The 18062-nt window shown below is 61.1% G+C and carries 15 protein-coding genes; 7 read left to right on the top strand and 8 right to left on the bottom strand.

Annotation, left to right across the window (positions count from 1 at the left end; all coding sequences use genetic code 11):
• Nucleotides 1-298 precede the first annotated feature (298 nt).
• Both J2T55_RS02280 and J2T55_RS02285 read right to left on the bottom strand, forming a co-directional pair.
• Entirely contained in the window at nucleotides 299-496 is a 198-nt protein-coding gene (locus tag J2T55_RS02280; RefSeq protein ID WP_259053994.1) for a YbdD/YjiX family protein, read from the bottom strand.
• Complete coding sequence (locus J2T55_RS02285) at nucleotides 489-2555, bottom strand: carbon starvation CstA family protein (RefSeq protein WP_259053995.1); 2067 nt, start codon at nucleotides 2553-2555, stop codon at nucleotides 489-491. The genes J2T55_RS02280 and J2T55_RS02285 overlap by 8 nt, the downstream gene beginning before the upstream one ends.
• A 212-nt stretch (nucleotides 2556-2767) precedes the next feature.
• On the opposite strand from J2T55_RS02285, the gene J2T55_RS02290 reads away from it, so the two are divergent.
• Genes J2T55_RS02290 through J2T55_RS02300 form a run of 3 tightly spaced genes read left to right on the top strand, consistent with a single transcriptional unit; the run spans nucleotide 2768 to nucleotide 6731 of the window.
• Nucleotides 2768-4174, top strand: a complete 1407-nt coding sequence (locus J2T55_RS02290) for a sodium:solute symporter family protein (protein ID WP_259053996.1) — start codon at nucleotides 2768-2770, stop codon at nucleotides 4172-4174.
• Nucleotides 4171-5280: a hypothetical protein gene (locus tag J2T55_RS02295; protein ID WP_259053997.1), complete on the top strand. Its 1110-nt coding sequence runs from the start codon at nucleotides 4171-4173 to the stop codon at nucleotides 5278-5280. Before J2T55_RS02290 ends, J2T55_RS02295 begins: the two co-directional genes overlap by 4 nt.
• Nucleotides 5281-5282: 2 nt before the next feature.
• Nucleotides 5283-6731, top strand: coding sequence for an SLC13 family permease (locus J2T55_RS02300; RefSeq protein ID WP_259053998.1), 1449 nt, complete (start codon nucleotides 5283-5285; stop codon nucleotides 6729-6731).
• Nucleotides 6732-6734: 3 nt separating this feature from the next.
• Here the strand turns inward: J2T55_RS02300 and J2T55_RS02305 are convergent, their stop codons facing one another.
• From J2T55_RS02305 to J2T55_RS02320, 4 genes are all read right to left on the bottom strand, one after another.
• The gene (locus J2T55_RS02305) at nucleotides 6735-7289 is read right to left on the bottom strand and encodes a DUF488 domain-containing protein (RefSeq protein WP_259053999.1); all 555 of its coding nucleotides are present in this window, start codon (nucleotides 7287-7289) and stop codon (nucleotides 6735-6737) included.
• A gap of 15 nt (nucleotides 7290-7304) precedes the next feature.
• Nucleotides 7305-9254: an REC domain-containing phosphodiesterase gene (locus J2T55_RS02310; protein WP_259054000.1), complete on the bottom strand. Its 1950-nt coding sequence runs from the start codon at nucleotides 9252-9254 to the stop codon at nucleotides 7305-7307.
• Nucleotides 9255-9477: 223 nt separating this feature from the next.
• The gene (locus J2T55_RS02315; protein ID WP_259054001.1) at nucleotides 9478-10101 is read right to left on the bottom strand and encodes a class I SAM-dependent methyltransferase; all 624 of its coding nucleotides are present in this window, start codon (nucleotides 10099-10101) and stop codon (nucleotides 9478-9480) included.
• Complete coding sequence (locus tag J2T55_RS02320) at nucleotides 10098-11273, bottom strand: DUF3419 family protein (protein ID WP_259054002.1); 1176 nt, start codon at nucleotides 11271-11273, stop codon at nucleotides 10098-10100. The genes J2T55_RS02315 and J2T55_RS02320 overlap by 4 nt, the downstream gene beginning before the upstream one ends.
• 89 nt (nucleotides 11274-11362) lie before the next feature.
• Here J2T55_RS02320 and J2T55_RS02325 point away from each other — a divergent pair, with 89 nt between their 5' ends.
• Nucleotides 11363-12316 (top strand): tetratricopeptide repeat protein, encoded by a 954-nt coding sequence (locus J2T55_RS02325; protein ID WP_259054003.1) that lies wholly within the window; start codon nucleotides 11363-11365, stop codon nucleotides 12314-12316.
• Here the strand turns inward: J2T55_RS02325 and J2T55_RS02330 are convergent.
• Together J2T55_RS02330 and J2T55_RS02335 are read right to left on the bottom strand one after the other, a co-directional pair.
• Entirely contained in the window at nucleotides 12313-13128 is an 816-nt protein-coding gene (locus J2T55_RS02330; RefSeq protein ID WP_259054004.1) for an SDR family NAD(P)-dependent oxidoreductase, read from the bottom strand. The genes J2T55_RS02325 and J2T55_RS02330 overlap by 4 nt on opposite strands.
• Before the next feature lie 154 nt (nucleotides 13129-13282).
• The gene (locus tag J2T55_RS02335) at nucleotides 13283-13894 is read right to left on the bottom strand and encodes a class I SAM-dependent methyltransferase (protein WP_259054006.1); all 612 of its coding nucleotides are present in this window, start codon (nucleotides 13892-13894) and stop codon (nucleotides 13283-13285) included.
• Between the two features lie 256 nt (nucleotides 13895-14150).
• On the opposite strand from J2T55_RS02335, the gene msrA reads away from it, so the two are divergent.
• The 3 genes from msrA (at nucleotide 14151) to J2T55_RS02350 (ending at nucleotide 18057) form a co-directional block, all read left to right on the top strand.
• Nucleotides 14151-14786, top strand: a complete 636-nt coding sequence (msrA, locus tag J2T55_RS02340; RefSeq protein WP_259054007.1) for a peptide-methionine (S)-S-oxide reductase MsrA — start codon at nucleotides 14151-14153, stop codon at nucleotides 14784-14786.
• Between the two features lie 56 nt (nucleotides 14787-14842).
• Nucleotides 14843-15664, top strand: coding sequence for a CbbQ/NirQ/NorQ/GpvN family protein (locus tag J2T55_RS02345; RefSeq protein ID WP_310521963.1), 822 nt, complete (start codon nucleotides 14843-14845; stop codon nucleotides 15662-15664).
• A gap of 164 nt (nucleotides 15665-15828) precedes the next feature.
• Nucleotides 15829-18057 (top strand): nitric oxide reductase activation protein NorD, encoded by a 2229-nt coding sequence (locus J2T55_RS02350; protein ID WP_259054008.1) that lies wholly within the window; start codon nucleotides 15829-15831, stop codon nucleotides 18055-18057.
• The last annotated feature ends 5 nt before the right edge of the window (nucleotides 18058-18062 follow it).

Genomic DNA, 18062 nt, shown 5'->3' on the forward strand with positions numbered 1-18062 from the left:
CGTCTTGACCCCTTTCGCCAGCTCCGCCGCCAGCGCCTTCAGTTTGTCCTGATCCATTGTCTCTGCCATTGATGGGCTCCTCTTGTACACTAGCACCAATGGGCAGTTACACAATTTGATTTACAGGCTCCTTTCACCCCCCCCACCCCGACCCTTCCCCGTCAAGGGGGAGGGGATGAAATATGATTGGTCAACTGGTTAATTGGTTATAGAAATTGAATTTTGTCCTTGACACCAAAACAAGGTCGGTCACGCTTTTTTAATCACTAATCACTAATCACTAATCACTAATCACCAATCAACAACACCGGTTCGGCCGGTTCCATTTGCGCTGCTGTTCGGCCTGAAAGAATTCGCGGCGGCTGAGTGGTTGCGTCTGGTCATCGTTATGGGCCGCGTACCAGTGCTCGAGATAGCGCTGGTAGGCGTCGTCGCCCGTGGCGTTGCGTACGCCGCGCCAGAAGGTAATCAGTTTCTGCCGCAATCGATCAAGCATGCTCGGGCAACTGGGTCCTGACATAGGGCGCCTCCGAGGAGGGTCTTTGTGACCGGCCGCTGATCTCACGATAGCACACGCGCAGGGTTTCCAGTACCAGCACCCAGGTGGTCAGCAGGAAGAACACGGTCATACCGGCATTGATGCGGTTGTTGAAGATCAGTTGCGGTGCGTGCTCGAGCATCTCGCCGCTGAGTTCTCCAGCCTGCAGCTGGGCGCTCAGGTGATTGGCCTGGGCGAGAAAGCCGATGGCGACGTCGGGACTGAAAAGCTTCTGCCAGGCGGCGCTGCTGGTGACGATGACCAGCCAAACCAGGGGTAAACCCGTCACCCAGGCGTAGCGCAGTTTGCCTGATTTAATGAGGATGGTCGTGCCGACGCACAGCGCGATCGCTGCCAGCATCTGGTTGGATATGCCGAACAGGGGCCACAGGCTGTTGATGCCGCCGCGTGGATCGATGGTGCCCATGTAGAGGAAGTAGCCCCAGGCGGCGACCACCAGTGCCGAGGCCATCAGTACGCCCGGATACCAGCTCGTCTCGCCGAACTTCGGCCAGATGTTGCCGATGAGGTCCTGCAGCATGAAGCGGGCAACGCGGGTGCCGGAGTCGAGCGTGGTGAGAATGAACAGCGCCTCGAACATGATGGCGAAGTGATACCACAGCGCCGGCAGCATGCCGCCGAAGGCGCCGGAAAAGATGCTGGCCATGCCGACCGCCAGCGATGGTGCGCCGCCGGTACGCGCAAACAGCGTTTCTTCGCCCATCTGGCCGGCCAGTTCCTGCATCTCGGCGATGGTGACCGTATAGCCCATCGCGGAAATGTTGGCCACCGCCTCGGCGCCGCTGCCGACGACACCGGCCGGACTGTTGATGGCAAAGAATATCCCTGGTTCCAGTACGCAGGCAGCGATCATGGCCATGATGCCGACGAACGATTCCATGACCATGCCGCCGTAGCCGATGAAGCGGGCCTCGCTTTCATTGCTTACCAGCTTCGGTGTGGTGCCGGAGGCGATTAGCGCATGAAAGCCGGAGATCGCGCCGCAGGCAATGGTAATGAACACGAACGGAAACAGGGTGCCGGCGAAGATCGGACCGGTGCCATCGATGAACTGGGTGACAGCCGGCATCTTGATCTCGGGCTGCAGGAGGATGATGGCGATGGCCAGTGCGAAGATGGTACCGATCTTCATGAACGTCGACAGGTAGTCACGCGGCGCCAGCAGCAGCCATACCGGTACGACGGCGGCGGCAAAGCCGTAGGCGATCAACAGCAGGGCCATGGTCGGACCGTCGTAGTTGAACCAGTGACCGATGCCCCAGCTTTCCACCCAGCCACCGGCAACTACCGCACCCAGCAACAGGGCCACGCCAATGGCGGTTGATTCGAGGATGCGTCCCGGCCGCAGGTTGCGCATGTAAAGACCGATGAGGATGGCGATGGGTATCGACAGGCCGACCGTGAACGTGCTCCAGGGGCTGTGCATCATCGCCTTGACGATGACGAGCCCGAGCACCGCGATGAGAATGATCATGATGGTCATGACACCGACCAGCGCAACCGCGCCGCCCAATGGGCCGAGTTCATCACGTGCTATCTGGCCGAGCGAGCGGCCGTTGCGGCGCATGGAGAAAAACAGCGTGACGAAGTCCTGGACGCAGCCGCCAAGCACGGCGCCGACCAGGATCCACAGGGTGCCGGGCAGGTAACCGAACTGTGCTGCCAGGGTCGGACCGATCAGCGGGCCGGGACCGGAGATGGCGGCAAAGTGATGGCCGAAGACGACCCACTTGTTGGTCGGCACGAAGTCGCGGCCGTTGTTGAAACGCTCGGCCGGTGTGGCGCGGCTGGCATCGACGGCCAGCACCTTGGCGGCAATGAAGGCACTGTAGAAGCGATAGCCAATGGCGTAGACGCAGATGGCGGCGACGATGAACCAGACACTGTTGATGGACTCGCCGCGGTGCAGGGCGATGGCGCCGATGGCGCCGGCGCCGGCCAGGGCGACGCTGAGCCAGACAAGAGTCTTGAGTAACGTGGTACGTGTCAAAGGCATGCTGGTAACTGGTTGTTCTGATTATGGCGTTTGCCGGGCGGCTGCGGTCCGCAGGCAGCCGGGGCAGCCGGTTATTTTTCGACGCAGTGTAATCAGAATCGGGCCGTTTGGGTACCGGGGTGTTTTTGATTGCCGCCGGGCGAGGCCGTATCATTCCCGCTTCGCCGCCGCGCTGCCGGCGGGCAATCAACAGCAATCAAGGGAGAAGGGGTTTGAACGCGGTACTGTTGGGGGTTGTGGTCTATGTCGTCATCCAGTTCGCTGTAGGCCTGCTGGTATCACGGCATATCGCCGACGAGAAGGATTATCTGCTCGCCGGACGGCGGCTGGGACTCGGTCTGGCAACATTCACCGTATTTGCGACCTGGTTCGGTGCCGAGACGGTGGTCGGTTCGGCCGGCAATATCTACAGCACCGGCCTGACTGGCGATACCGCCGAACCGTTCGCCTATGCGTTGTGCTTGGTCCTGCTCGGCCTGTTTTTCGCCGCGCGGCTGTGGCGCAACAATTACACCACATTCGGCGACTTCTTCGAGCAGCGCTATTCCAGCGGTGTCGGCCGCCTGTTCGTATTCCTGGTAGTACCTGCCGGTGTGCTGTGGGCGGCCGCCCAGGTGCGCGCGTTTGGCCAGGTGGTCAGCGTCATCTCCGATGTCGACACAAATGTCGCGATCACGATCGCCGCCGCCGTAGTGGTCATCTATACCGCCGCCGGCGGTCTCATGGCCACCGCCGTGACCGACGTGATCCAGGGTCTGGCCCTGCTGATCGGGCTGCTGGTGCTGTATTTCGCGGTGGTGGGTGACATCGGCGGCTTCCAGGCCGGAATCGACATGATCGATCCGCAGCGGCTGCAGTTCTTCTCGGCCCCGGACATGACCACCTGGCAATTGATCGAGTCCTGGGCGATACCAATCTGTGGCGCCACCCTGGCCGCCGAGGCGATCGCCCGCATCCTCGGTGCGCGTTCGGCCTCTACCGCACGCAATGCGGCCGTGCTGGGTGGCCTGCTGTATTTCACGGTGGGGCTGATTCCGGTATTTCTCGGTCTCATTGGGCCGCAGTTGGTGCCGGGCCTGGACGATCCGGAACAGATCGTGCCGACGCTGGCGCGCGACTATCTATCAACCTTCGCCTACATCGTTTTTACCGGTGCGCTGATCTCGGCCATCCTGTCGACTGTCGACAGCGCGTTACTGGCCGCCGGTGGTCTCGTTTCGCACAACGTCATCGTATCGTTGCGACCGCAGATCGATGCCCGTGGCAAACTGCTGGCCGCGCGGACCACCGTCGTCGGGCTGGGTGTCATCGCCTATGTTCTGGCGCTGCAGTCCGGTAGTGTCTATGAACTGATTGCCACGGCGGTGTCGTTCGGCACGGCCGGCGTGTTCATCTGCGGCGTCATCGGTCTGTTCACAGCCGTCGGCGGCCGTTATGCCGCCTATGCGGCACTGCTCACCGGCGCCATCGTCTGGTTTATCGGTCAGTACCTGGCCGGCTGGAGCACGCCCTATATCGTTTCCCTGGCGACCGCATTGCTGGCCTACCTGCTGGCGGCGTTGTTCGAACAGCGCGCTGCGCCCGGCCATCAGCCAACCGGTTCGCGAGCCCGGGCATGAACGATCCGCAGGCGACCCAGCCGATCGTGGTGCACAGCCACAGGGGCTGGCGTTGCCTGCGTTACGGCCTGCTGGTCTTGCTTGCTGTACCACTGCTGCTACTGCTACTGGTCGCCGTCGGCGTCATCAAGCACGTTCATGAACGCGGTTTCTTCGCGCCGGTCTGGGGACCGGATGCGGCTGTCTACTTCGTCGAGCGTGAGACTCGCGGCTGGGTCTTCGATCTCGACGGTTCGCTGCTGGGACTGGGTAGCGACGCGGCCGCCCACTGGAGCTGGGTGGTCGCTGACGCGGTCAGCGTGCGCCGTTTGCAGCCGCTGGGGCAGCAGCTGACGACGCTGCGGCGCTGGGACGACACGCCAGTGGCCGGACGCCTGTTGCGAACCAGCCCGCAGGCCGTGTTCGGTGTCCTGCTGGCCACACTGAAAACCCATGGCGGTTTGAGCTTCAGCGTCAACATCAGCGTGCCCGCAGCAGATGCGGGCTTCGATCTGCAACGCCAGCGAGCCCTTTTCACCGGTCGCGGTGACAACGTCATTCGCCAGCAACGGGAACTGCTGGCCGTGCCCGGCGCCGGTTTCTATCCGGCGGCGATCATCAGCACGCGCGACAATCGCGATTACAGCGTACTGCTCAGCAATGATGTATTTGCCACGCTCTATCCCGATGGTCTCGACAGCAAGCTGCTGCAGCAGCTGTCGCGGCGCGAGCACATTGAAACGCAGCAGAACGTGCTTGCCCGCCGCGAGCGATTGATCGAGACCTATCAAGACGACGGACTGTCCATCGAGGCGGCGCGACAGCGGGCCGACAGGATCCTGGCGGATGATGGTTACCGCATCATGGAACCGCAATTGATCGCCATGCCCGTTTCCGAACCGGCCGCTGACGAGCGTGTCTTTCGCATCGATCGCAGCACGTTCGCAGCCGGTCATTTCGCCGATATCGCCGCGGCAATAGCCCGTCCCGGGCAGCCGGCGACCAAACAGGCGCAGCCCTATGCCGGTCTCGGCGCGGCGGCACTGAACGACTGGCTGGCGGCCGATGAGGTCAGCTGGGTGGTGACGGTAGAGGATCGCTACTACCGTCTGTTACTGCACTACTGACGATGGCCAAATTCGTGTCATATCGCCAGCAAATGGGGATCTGGATCGGGCCGGGGCTGTTTTTGCTGGTGTTGTTCCTGCCGGCCGGCGACATGCCCGATGCGGCGCAGGCGGTTGCAGCCGTGACTGTGCTGATGGCGACCTGGTGGATTGCCGAAGTCCTGCCGCTGGCGGCGACGGCGTTGTTGCCGCTGGTGTTGTTTCCGTTGCTCGAGGTCACGCCGGTCGCCGCGGTCAGTGCCGCCTATGCGCACCACCTGGTTTTTCTGTTCCTCGGCGGTTTCATGATCGCGGTGACGGTGGAACGCTGGCAACTGCACCGGCGGCTGGCATTACTGACACTGCGACGCATCGGTGACAGCCCGACGCGACTGCTGCTCGGTTTCATGCTGGTTACGGCATTTTTATCGATGTGGATCAGCAACACCGCGACGGTGCTGATGATGGTGCCGATCGCCAGCGCCATCGCCAGTCGTTTCATCAACACCGATGGCGTTGATGAAACGCCGGCACTGGCGACGCCGCTGTTGCTGGGTATTGCCTACGCCGCTTCGATCGGCGGCATCGCCACGCTGATTGGTACGCCGCCCAATGCAATCCTGGCGGCTATGGTCGAGTCGCACTATGACATCACCATCAGTTTTGCCGACTGGATGGCCTTCGGCTTGCCATTCGCGGCTGTATTTCTGTTGCTGGCCTGGCTCTATCTGAAGTTCACCTGGCTGCGCGACAGCTGGCAGTCGAATACCGGCGGTGCTGACGTGATCGATACGGAACTGCGCCAGCTTGGGCGGCTCAGCCGGGCCGAGCGGCGCGTGCTGTTCGTTTTCCTGTGCGTGGCGGTGGCCTGGGTGCTGCGCGGCTTTGTACCGTTCGCTTGGGCCACACGCATAGGCGATTCGACCATTGCCGTGGCCGGGGCGCTGGCGCTGTTCATGTTGCCGGCTGGCGATGGTCGGCGGCTGCTTGACTGGGACACTGCGAAGACCATTCCCTGGGGCGTATTGCTGCTGTTCGGCGGCGGTTTCGCGTTGGCTAGCGGTTTCGAGGACAGCGGCCTGTCGGTCTGGATCGGCCAGCACCTGCTGGTCTTCGAACACGCCGGTCCAGTGTTGATGGTGACGTTGACGGCACTGCTGGTAAAGTTCCTGACCGAGGTGACATCAAATACAGCGACGGCAACACTGCTGATCCCGATCATGGCCGGCCTGGGCGAGGCCATTGGTATTGAGCCACTGGTACTGATGACTACCACGGCGGTATCGGCATCGCTGGCCTTCATGCTGCCGGTGGCGACACCCCCGAACGCGATTGTCTTTGCCACGCCTTACGTTAGCGTACCGATCATGGCGCGTGCCGGACTGTGGCTGAACCTGATCGCCATTCCGGTCACGACGCTGTTTATCATTCTATTACTGCCATTGGTCTGGGACATTTCGCTGTTGCGCTAAAGGCTAGTCCAGATCCAGCCGTGGCTGTGTGCCGCGGTCATAGCGGATAATTCCGGCGGACAGTCGCGCCGTTGTATCTACTGCATGTGGTTGCAGGGTGCCCGCTTCGATGATGTGGCGAACCTCATGGCCGTTCAGTGTGAGATAGTCGCTGATCAGCCGGCGATGGCAATGTGCCGGGTGTTTCTCCGCACACAGGATGACGCAACGTTCACTCTTGCATGCCTGTATTAGAGCGTTGATCGTGTCACGGAACTCGCTGCTGTTCATATGTGCCGCGAAACCGCGCAAGGCGTCATCGGCAAGCCCGCTGAAAGACTCATTATCGGTTGTGTTCTGTAGTCGACCACCAAGGACCTGGCCCTGCCAGTCATAACTGATGCCGTCCTGCTGCAGGGCCTGTTGCAGATTGCCGCGGTTGAACTGCGGCAGGCGGCGGGAACCCGGATGGCGCCGGATATCAACCAGCCTCTGGATGGCGTGATGCTGTAGCTGAACAATGAGCTCGCTGGCGCTGCGGTTGCTGTGACCGATCGTGTAAATGACGGTCGGCGTCATGGAAAAATATACTGCTCAGGTAAGCTCGAAGGATTCGATTTGCTGGTCATTATTGATATTGTCGATGGGCTCACCGATAAAGTAGCCCATGGCAAAATCCGCGCCGCCGTTTATCGCCTGGGTCAGCATGGCTGCGTCCTCGATGAACGTCGCCACCAGCAGGCTGCCGTGCTCTTTTAGCTGGCTGATCGATGCCGGCATACTGGCGGGATCGCTCTGCTGTGATTGCAGTTCGTCCAGCAGCTTCTGACTGATCTTCACGATATCGAAATGCGATTTTTCCAGGCAGCTGTTCAGCTGCTCTACCGAAGAGAAGGACGACAGCGCAAAGCGGAAGCCATAGCTTTGGCGCATGAACTTGAACAGTGCTTCCACCTGGCGCCGGTGTGTCAGGTATGTATCTGCGGCAACCTCGATACACAATGACTTGCCGACATCCAGACCGGCGATGGATTTCATCAGCTTGCTCTGTAACCAGTTGAACAGGCTGGAGTCAGCAAAGGATTCCTCGCTTATCTTGATGAGAAAAACCGGGCTCTGTTGTTTGTTGTTGCGATAGCTGACAATGCGACCAACAGCCTGGCGCAGCAGCCAGCGATCCAGCAGTTTCTGGTTACGCTTGTTGCGCAGCTCCGGCATGATCTTGTCGGCCTCGATGATGACGCCGTCGGTATCGACCATGCGAATGCGAATACTGTAATACTCGCGATCGATCTGGGTGGCTTTTTCCGACAGTGGCATGATTGGCTGGTAATACTGCAGCAGTCGGTTGTCGTTCAATGCCTGCAGGATATCAAAGCCGGTGTCTGCGTCGCTGTCCGCCGGATCTGATTGCCCGTGCAGTTTTTCCGCCGGCATTTCCAGCGTCATTTCCAGGAAATCTGCCTCGCTGGGTGGTGCTGAAGCGGCAGCAGTTGCCGTGGAACGAGTGGTCGCCGCTGTTGGTGTTCCTGCTGCTGGATTCGCTGTGGTGGTCGTCGGGCTGATGGTCTCAGGTTCCGATACGGCGGGTACTGCGCGTGTGTCCGTCTGCGTCGCCGGCACGTCGCTGTAGGTCCCTCCGGGCATATGCAGGGCGCAGTCGTTACCACCGTTGTCCTGGATATGTCGACACAGGCGCCGCGCGATGCGCATGATGTCATTGGCGCTCTTGTCCGCTTCGCTCAGGCCGACACCGGCGATACTGACTGTAAAAACAATGCTACTGCCGTCGTTGTCATAGGGGTGCTCGTGTAGATGCCGACCCAGATCGGTGACAGTCTGCTGCAGTGACGTGCCTGTCGGCAGAGTGCAGAGCAGCCCGATACTGGCATCGCTCATGCGGGTCATGCTGACAAGATGATCGGTATCGGAGAAAACTTTGTAAGTTACCCTGGCGATATGTTTGATGACACTGTCCTGCAGAATGACACCATGCGCTTCGCCCAGCTCGGTATATTGATCCAGGTCTATGAGCACGAAAACCTGTCCGCTTTCGCTGTCCGTTGCCGCCTGTTCGAGTTTTTTATAGAACAACGCCTTGTTGAAGGACTGGCTGTTCTGGGTATTGGCCGCTTCCTGCTCGCGCTCCGCGTTGCGGATCTGGATGGCGTCCTCAATAGCTTGCTTGAGTTTTTCCCGGGTGATGTTCTGCTTGCGCAGGTAGTCCTGCACACCGTATTTCATCGCCCGTACGGCGATATCCTCGCTGCCAGCTGCGGTCATCATGATGACCGGCGGGAAATGCTCCTGTTTCTTCCATTCATTCAGCAGGTCGAGGCCGGTCAGCGACGAGTTCAGGAAATAATCGAGAATGACCAGATCGCAACCGGTCCAGTCGAAGTCGGTAGGCGGCGGCCCGCTCAGCGCCGGATCGTATTCCTCGACGATGGCGTCGGGCAGAATGCCGTTGATGTGGCGCGTAATAAGCTGCCGAAAGGATTCGTCATCATCGATGATCAGACAACGTTTCACCGGTTTGGTCACTGCAACCCCTGAATTGTGGCTGGCATGGCGCAAGGCGCGCCGAAGGCTGTTTCTCCATTCCTTATTACATAGCACATTTTGAGAGAATTCAACCGTTAACGCGGTCAGTGCCAGCCCGATCGATGTGACTGATTTACAGGGCCGACGGTTCTGCACCATGACGATGCAGGCCGATATGACCGTGCCGTTGCCGAATTTCAGTAACCGCCTGGCCGGGGTCGGATCAGGAGGAATTGCCGATATAGAGGCAATAGCGCCAGAGTCCGGCGTAGGCGGAACGCATCTGCAGCGCCTGCTGCTGCAGCCGCTGCTGTAGATGAACCAGCAAGTGGCCTTCCATGCGGACGTGATTCATGGCCATCCAGTCGCGAAACAGGCGGCTGCGACTGTCGTGAAAATCGACCACGGCGATGCTGCCCCCCGGCGCCAGGTCTTGGCGCATGGCGTCAATTGCTGCGACCCAGCCGGGGTTGAACATCGACAGGGCGTAGGAGGCGAGAATCAGATCATAGCCCGGTTGTTGATGGCACGCGGTGATTGGCCGGTCATAGCGGTGTTGCCAGAGCCTGACCCGGTCGCCCAGGCGGCGTCGAGCGATGCCGAGCATGTCGGCGGACAGATCGAGTCCGTGCAGTTCGGCGTGCGGGAACAGTTGCTGCAGCAGCTCGAGGTTGTAACCCGTGCCACAGCCGACTTCCAGAACCCGGCTCGGGCGAACGTGTTCGCCGGCCAGGCGCACGATGGCGCGGCGACCGAACAGGAAGGCCCAGCGGCTGCGATCGTAGACGCCGGCATGCAGGCGATAATAGTTCTCTATATTGCTGCCAATGGTCGTGCTGCGTTTCATACGACTTCGGCGAAATGCAGGCTGCCATAGGTGCCAACCCGGTCCTGCAGATGCAGTTGGCTGGTTCGCTTCGGATAAAAGCGCAGTGAATCGAGAATGAAGCCGGGCAGGAAGTCGAGACGTTCACCGGCGGAGCGCATGAGGATGCGGGCCCCCGGTGCGCTGTTGGCCAGTATCAGCCGCCACTCCTCGGCCAGGGCCTCGGGCTGGTGCCAGGCCAGCCAGTCCTGGTGGTCCAGCAGCACATAGTGTGTATAGGCCCCCGGCTGCCGGCGCAGGAATTCGGCGACGCTGGCGTTATGGGGCTGCACGCGGTGAATGTTTCGCCGCAGGTGATCGAAATGCTTGGGCTTGAGGTAATTCGGACAGCACTCGCGGGTATAGGCACCGGTCAGGTAGACGCGCCAGAAATAGTTGTCACGGATGAGCACCTCGGTGGCGACGCGCCGGAGTTTGTCGCTGAGAAAACCATGGATACCGCCGGGGTAGTTGTCGCTGATCAGGCGGGCCTGGGCCCGCGGTACGCCGAGCATTGTCATGGTCAGTGGCTGGCGCATGGTCCAGGCAATGAACCGACCCCACAGATAGGGTTCAATACGACTGTAGATTGCCTTCTGTTCAGCAATCGACTCGGCGTCGATGAGATCCAGCAGGTGCGTCTTGAGCGGGCGTTTCTCACGCAACAGGTAACGCGTCAGCAACCAGGCGACGACACCCGAACCGCCATGATAGTAGAATGAACGCTTGCGGCTGTTACTGTCGAAATATTCGATACGGCGATCCCAGAACATCTGTGCGTAGTCCGGTAGCCGGTTACGGGCACTGGCGTAGACATCGCGGAAACGCGAGTGTGAGCCTTGTCCGAACATGGCGAAGAGATCGTTAAAGTCACCACGCTCGATCAGTGCCAGTTTCAGTGCCAATAACGCATTCTGGCGCGGGTTGACGTCGACGGCATGGATTTCGGCCGGTGCGTCGAGCAGATAGTCGAGTGCATTGCAGCCGGCACTGGTGAGCATGACGACGCGACTGTTGCTATCCAGCTGCAACAGTTCACGATCGATGCGCGGATCTTCCCAGCAGGCGTTATAGATGAGATTGTTGTTGTGGAATGTGCGGAAAAACAGGTCCTGGGTGGCATTCAGGAACCGACGACGATAATGCGTTGCCATGTTTGCGTTAACCTGTGACCTCTTGTGGGCGACAGCCTATGAATTTCATGTGACGCGAACATGCCGAATTAATGACAGGTTGATGACGTATGCAAGACTGGAAAGGCCGTGACCAGCTGATCGCCGTTGCATTGGCTTCGCTGTTGACGCTCCCGGCGGCGGCCCAGAGTCCGGGTGAGCCGGGCGGCGTGGATCCGGAACTCGATCCGCAGGCACTGAAAGCGGAAGCCGAAGACGGCAACGTCAATGCCCAGTACAACCTCGCGCTCATGTACCTCAACGGTATCGGTGTCGACGCGGATCCGGCCCGGGCGGCCGAGTGGTTCCGCGAGGCGGCTGATCAGGATGATGCCGAGGCGCAGATGCAGCTCGGCTATCTATACGACGTCGGCAAGGGCGTGACGCAAAGCAACGCCCAGGCCTACTACTGGTACCGCAAGGCGGCCCGGCAGGGCGACGGCTATGCCATGGTCAATCTCGGCTATATCTATCGGGACGGCCGCGGCGCGGAAGCCGACAGCGAAAAGGCCTGCGACTGGTTTGAAAAGGCGGCCGATGCCGACAATGCCGAAGGCCAGTACGCGCTGGCAGACTGTTACCTGGAGGGGCAGGGTCGCGAGCGGGATTCAGCAACGGCGCTCAAATGGTACCGGCTGGCGGCCGAGCAGGGTGATGCCATCGCGCAGGGTCGACTGGGTTACCTGTACGAGCAGGGTATTGGCGTTGACGAAAACCGGGCACAGGCGGCGGACTGGTACCGGCGGGCGGCGGAGCAGGGTGAACCGCAGTCACAATACAACTACGCGGTTCTGCTGAGCACCGGTGAGGGCGTCGAACAGGACGAAGCGGCGGCGGTTGATTGGTTCAGAAAGGCGGCCGAGCAGGGCGATGCGCATGCCCAGTACGCGCTCGCCGGCAGCTATTTCGAGGGCCGCGGCGTCGCCGCTGACAGCGAACGCGGCATGCACTGGCTGCGGCGCGCCGCCGACCAGGGCTTTGCGCCGGCCGAGCGGCTGCTGCAGCGGGTCAAGGATAGCGACTAGGCCTGCGGGTGCCAGCCGGCGTCGGCCCAGATTTCACCGCTGATGGCCGAGTTGGCAATCATGAAGCAAATGGCGTTGGCGATTTCTTCCGGCCGGATCAGGCGGTTCAGCTGGGTGTGCGGGAGAATGTGTTTCTCGATGAATTCGTCGCCGAGTGCCCGCACCATGGGCGTGTCGGTGAAGCCGGGGTGAATGACGCCGCAGCGAACACCGTGAAAGATTGCTTCCATGGTCAGCGTTGCGGCGGCGCCCTCAAGGCCGGCCTTGGTGGTGGCATAGGCCACCTGGCCCTTGTTGCCCTGTGACGAGATCGAACCGATGAAGATCACGGTACCCTGCACGGTTTCATCCGGATGCCACTTGCGCTTGCCGTGCGCGGCGCGATCCTCGGCAATACCGGCGATCATCTCCAGCGCCCAGTAGATCGGAGCAACCAGGTTGACCTCGGTGACCTGGCGGAATTTTTCCACGTCGTAAATCTTCGATTTGCCGCTTTCCTTGTCGACCTTGACGGCCAGGGAGTCACGGGTGATGCCGGCTGCCGGTACACAGATGCTGACTACGCCATGGTCCTGACGCATTTTCCCGAACACCTCGGCGCGGAATGTCGCGTCGGTGACGTCACCCTTGAAGGGTACCGCCACGTCGCGGTTGCAGACCTGGTTGATGTCATTCGCTGTGTCCTCGACGGCATCGTCCATATCGACTATGGCGATTGCCTTGACACCCTGTTGGGCGAGTTCGCCGGCAACGGCCTGGCCGATGCCACTGGCGGCACCGGTAACGATAGCGACTTTATTCCTGATTTCCACAGCGAGCTCCTCTCGTCTATTGATTCAAATGGACAATGCGCATTGTAACGCGCATATGGTGCGCTGCAATATAAGTATCTGTGCCCGGCATGAGGCGATGACAAGTCTGCAGGGGCGGGAGAATGAGCCCACCACCAGGCTTTATCGCACGCTGCTAGGCTGCAGAGGCGAGATCAGCGGTCTCTGAGCGCTCCGGGGTGAAGACATCAACCCGCGCCGGTGGCAGGTTGCCCCAGACACGGGACGTGCCGAGCCGACGAAAGCCGGGTGGCGCGCTGTCGCCCGGATCGCCGATGTGGTAGGTGAACTGGATGTAGTGTCCGTTGTCCGGCAGCAGCTGCTGGACCTCCTGGCTTATTGCAGCCACCAGCGGCGGTGCCAGGGAGCGCAACGGCAGGCTCGACACGATGTGACTGATGCGCATATCGGCGCCCAGCTGGCTGCGCAGCAGTTCGCCCAGCTGGCCGGCGTCGCCCTCGATGATGCAGCGCTGGGGAAAGTGGCGGCGTAGCCTGGTGACTAGGGTGGCAGAACGCTCCACGCAGACGAGCCTGTCCGGGTTGCTCAGTTGCTGTTCCAGGGCGCGGGTGATGGCGCCGGTACCGGCGCCGAGTTCGATGACATAACCATCATCTGTTTCCGGCACCTGGCGGGCAATATGCCGGGCCAGCCAGCCGGAGCTGGGAATCAGCGAGCCAATCGTACGCGGCGTGGCGATGAATTCACCACAAAAAGCGGCCAGCGAGGCAAATGTTTCCAACCCCATAAGTCACGATTATCCGGTATTCAATCAGGCACACGCGCCTGAGGTGGCTTTCACTATGAGGCCACTATGATACTTTGGATTGCAACAAGTTGCATGTCAGGGTATCAGGACGCTGCCGGTGCTCACCAGCCGGTTTGCGACGACTGCATCAAGCAAGCCGGATAAGGGGCAGGCAGGGCACCTGGCTGGGCGTGCCTGAACGTTGCCTGGGTAAGCAGGTCGTATTGAGTAATTTCGCCGCGAGGAGACGTTTACCATGATTTTTGCTCGTAAAGCGGGCGAATTGCCCGCAGCCGAACAGGCGCTGCCGGGACGTACCCGGCCAATGGCGGTCAATAATCAGCATTACGTCAATGGCCACCCGATCCAGCCGCCGTTTCCCGACGGTCTGCAGCAGGCCGTGTTCGGACTGGGCTGCTTCTGGGGCGCGGAACGCCGCTTCTGGCAACTTGACGGGGTTTATTCGACTGCGGTGGGTTATGCCGGCGGTGATACCCCGAATGCAACCTATGAAGAAGTGTGTTCGGGGCGGACCGGGCATGCCGAAGTCGTGCTGGTCGTGTTCGATCCGGAACGCATCAGCTATCGTGAGCTGCTGCGCGTATTCTGGGAATCACATGACCCGACCCAGGGGCTGCGCCAGGGTAATGACGTTGGCAGCCAGTACCGCTCGGCCATTTATACGAGTTCTGGCGAACAGCAGCGCCTGGCCGAGTATACGCGCGATGAGTACAACCGCGCGCTACAGTCAGCCGGTTTTGGTGTCATTACCACGGAAATCCGATCGGCGCCCGAATTCTACTATGCCGAGGATTATCATCAGCAGTACCTGGCCAAAAATCCCGCCGGTTACTGCGGTCTTGCCGGTACCGGTGTGCAGTGCGTGGCATGAAGCCACCGCGCTTAACCGGTATGATGTCAGTATAAATTCCCACAGCAGTCACGATCATGAATGCAGCTGTCAGCGATGCGCTGAAAATCGAGGAATACCGTATCCAGGACGAGCCCTACTACGAGCCACTGGGTGACGAGGTCGCCGTGTTCGAGGCCGCCTGGCGCAATCAGTTGCCGGTGTTGCTGAAGGGGCCGACCGGCTGCGGCAAGACCCGGTTCATGGAATACATGAGCTGGCGTCTCGATCGGCCGATGATCACCGTATCCTGTCATGACGATTTAACCGCGTCCGACCTGGTCGGCCGTTACCTGGTGAAGGGCGGTGAGACGGTCTGGGTGGACGGTCCGCTGACACGCGCGGTACGTGCGGGCAGTCTGTGTTATCTCGACGAGATCGTCGAGGCGCGCAAGGACACGACGGTTGTTATCCATCCGCTGTGTGACGATCGTCGGTTGCTGCCCATCGACAAGCTGGGCGAGGTCGTACCGGCGCCGCCGGAGTTTTCGTTGACGGTTTCCTACAACCCCGGCTACCAGAGCGTGCTCAAGGACATGAAGCAGAGTACGCGGCAGCGGTTTGTTGCACTGGAATTCGGTTATCCGCCGGCGGAGCTCGAGGCCCGCGTGGTGATGAAGGAATCGGGTGTTGACCAGGCCGTTGCCGATCGGCTGGTGCAGATCGGTCACATGACCCGCAATCTCAAGGACAACGGCCTGGACGAGGGCGCCAGTACCCGCCTGCTGGTCAACGCCGGCAAGCTCATGCGTACCAGCGTACCCGAGGCCAGCGCCTGTCACTCGGCGATCGCCGAAGCGCTCACCGACGATCCGGACATGCTCGCGGCCATCCGCGAGCTGATTGCTTCGGTGTATTAGTTCACTGGTTCACAGGTAATTGGTGGTTAGTAGGAGCGGCGACCTCGCCGCGAAAAAGGTTCGAATAACATGCCGTAACTGACCTCTTGTTAGGCCCGGGGTCGGGCCTCCTACGGGCGTGGTTCACTAGTCGGTCAGACTTTTTAAATCACCAATCACCAATCATGGATCCCGATTCACGCTGGATACTGAAGGAAATGGTCAACCAGACGACTGAGCGACGGCTGTTGTTCGCCGACAGCGGCGGCTGGCAGACGCAGAACCGCGCCCAGTGGCAGCGCGTGCAGGCATTACTGTTGCGCCATGCCGACGGCAGCGCCGTACTTGAGTCGATTCGGTCGCTGGACGAAGCACAGCAGCGGTTCGTGGTGCACTGGATCGATGTCGTCGCGCGCAGTGACAGCGAACTGGCGCGGGTGTTTGCCAGTCGCGCTGCCCGGGCGTTGACGCTCATGGACAGCATTGGTGTCGAGCATTGGCTTATCCAGGCCATGGATGCCTATGACAAGCGCGGTCTGGGGCGCGGCGTGGCAGTGCTCGAGGAGCTCGACAGCTTTGCCGCCGACTATGCCGAACGCCATAGACAGGTGCGCCTGGACCAGCAACTGGCGGTACTGCAACCCATTGTGATCGGTCTCGGCGGGCGTTCCTTGACGGTGACCACTGACGAGTCGGCCAGCAACGGCGCCTATACCGACAGCGAGTCCATCTTTCTCCCAGCGACGCAGCGGCATTTCACCGATCAGGCACTGAATCGGCAACTGCTGCTGGCGCAGGCGGTGTTTCTCTGGGCGCAGAATTACTACGGCACCTGGCAGCAGTCGCCACTGGAGCAACTGGCGGTATTGCCGCGGCCGCAGGAAAGCCAGGCGATCTACGCTATGCTGGAACGCTTCCGGGTCGAGGCGCGGCTGGCCCGCGATCTGCCCGGCCTGCACCGGTATCTGCAGGAACTGCAGCAGCAGGGCGGCGAAACGCCATTAAGCCCGGCCTGGCAACAGGCGCGGGCACGGCTCGATCGGGATGACGCCCTGGCCGACGACAGTATCGCCCTTGTCGAGACTCTGCGCGGCGAGGCCTTGCCTGAAGCCGCGCCCTACCAGGGCACGATCCATCCCGAGCGTGTCCGTCAGGTTCTGGAAAAGCGGCTGGTACGCGAGCGCCAGCAGCTGCAGAAGTCGTTAAGCGAGCTCGAGCAGACCGTGCTCGGTCGTCCGCAAGGCCAGCCGCAGGCCGACGATAAAAAGAATAATCCGGGGCAGGCGCCGGGCGATCGCTTCAGTGTCAGCGAGACGCCGGCGCGCGCCGAGGCCGGCCGGCAGCAGCCGCAGCTGGAATACCGCGGCCGCAAGGTTGGGACGCCCGCACAAGTGCAGGGCCTGCTGACGTCGATCCAGCAGGATCTCGGCGAGGTCCCGGAAGACTACCTTGCCGGTGGTGGCAATGACACGCCCTACGACGCCGACGCGGAAGAAGCCCGCGATCGCGAGTACACCAGCGGCGAGCCGCTGCACTATGCCGAGGGCGCGCTCAGTTACCCGGAGTGGGACTACAATCGCCAGCGCTACCGCCAGGACTACTGCATTCTGCGCGAGCAGCCGCTCAAGCCCGGCGATCCCGCCTTTATCCACGAGACGCTGCAGAAATACCGCGGTCCGCTGAAATCCATCCGCCGCAGTTTCGAGGCGGTGCTCGGCGAGGACCGGTTGTTGCGCCGGCAACCGGACGGTGACGATATCGATATCGACGCACTGATCGAGGCGCAGGCCGATCGGGTACGCGGCGAGGAGATGGATGACCGCGTCTACAGCCGTCACCGGCGGGTCGACCGTGACATCGCCGTGATGCTGATGGTCGACATGAGCGGCTCGACCCGGGGCTGGGTCAACGACGCCGAGCGCGAGTCCCTGGTGCTGCTGTGCGAAGCGCTGGAAACGCTGGGTGACCGCTACGCCATTTACGGTTTTTCCGGCCGCACGCATACCCGCTGCGCCATCTACCCGATCAAGCGTTTCGACGAAAACTACAGCCAGACCGTGCGCGAACGCATCAGCGGCATCAAGCCGCAGACTTACACCCGTATGGGTGTGGCCATCCGGCACCTCGGCGGTCTGCTCGGACAGGTGCCGGCGCGTACGAAACTGCTGGTGACACTGTCCGACGGCAAGCCGGAGGACTACGGCAGCTACCGCGGCCGCTACGGCATCGAGGACACGCGCCGGGCTCTGATCGAGGCGCGCCGCAGCGGTATTCATGCCTTCTGCATCACCATCGACCAGGCCGGCGGCGACTATCTGCCGCACATGTATGGCCCGGCCAACTACGCGGTCATCGACCAGGTCAGCCAGCTGCCGCTCAAGGTTGCCGATATCTACCGGCGCCTGACGACCTGAGCGTT

The organism is Methylohalomonas lacus (genome assembly GCF_024808875.1).
In the GTDB taxonomy this organism is placed as follows: Bacteria; Pseudomonadota; Gammaproteobacteria; order Methylohalomonadales; family Methylohalomonadaceae; genus Methylohalomonas; species Methylohalomonas lacus.

Coding starts and splice junctions, on each gene's coding strand:
- J2T55_RS02280 (WP_259053994.1), bottom strand. CDS start 496: ATGCTTGATCGATTGCGGCAGAAACTGATTACCTTCTGGCGCGGCGTA.
- J2T55_RS02285 (WP_259053995.1), bottom strand. CDS start 2,555: ATGCCTTTGACACGTACCACGTTACTCAAGACTCTTGTCTGGCTCAGC.
- J2T55_RS02295 (WP_259053997.1), top strand. CDS start 4,171: ATGAACGATCCGCAGGCGACCCAGCCGATCGTGGTGCACAGCCACAGG.
- J2T55_RS02300 (WP_259053998.1), top strand. CDS start 5,283: ATGGCCAAATTCGTGTCATATCGCCAGCAAATGGGGATCTGGATCGGG.
- J2T55_RS02305 (WP_259053999.1), bottom strand. CDS start 7,289: ATGACGCCGACCGTCATTTACACGATCGGTCACAGCAACCGCAGCGCC.
- J2T55_RS02315 (WP_259054001.1), bottom strand. CDS start 10,101: ATGAAACGCAGCACGACCATTGGCAGCAATATAGAGAACTATTATCGC.
- J2T55_RS02320 (WP_259054002.1), bottom strand. CDS start 11,273: ATGGCAACGCATTATCGTCGTCGGTTCCTGAATGCCACCCAGGACCTG.
- J2T55_RS02325 (WP_259054003.1), top strand. CDS start 11,363: ATGCAAGACTGGAAAGGCCGTGACCAGCTGATCGCCGTTGCATTGGCT.
- J2T55_RS02335 (WP_259054006.1), bottom strand. CDS start 13,894: ATGGGGTTGGAAACATTTGCCTCGCTGGCCGCTTTTTGTGGTGAATTC.
- msrA (WP_259054007.1), top strand. CDS start 14,151: ATGATTTTTGCTCGTAAAGCGGGCGAATTGCCCGCAGCCGAACAGGCG.
- J2T55_RS02345 (WP_310521963.1), top strand. CDS start 14,843: ATGAATGCAGCTGTCAGCGATGCGCTGAAAATCGAGGAATACCGTATC.
- J2T55_RS02350 (WP_259054008.1), top strand. CDS start 15,829: ATGGATCCCGATTCACGCTGGATACTGAAGGAAATGGTCAACCAGACG.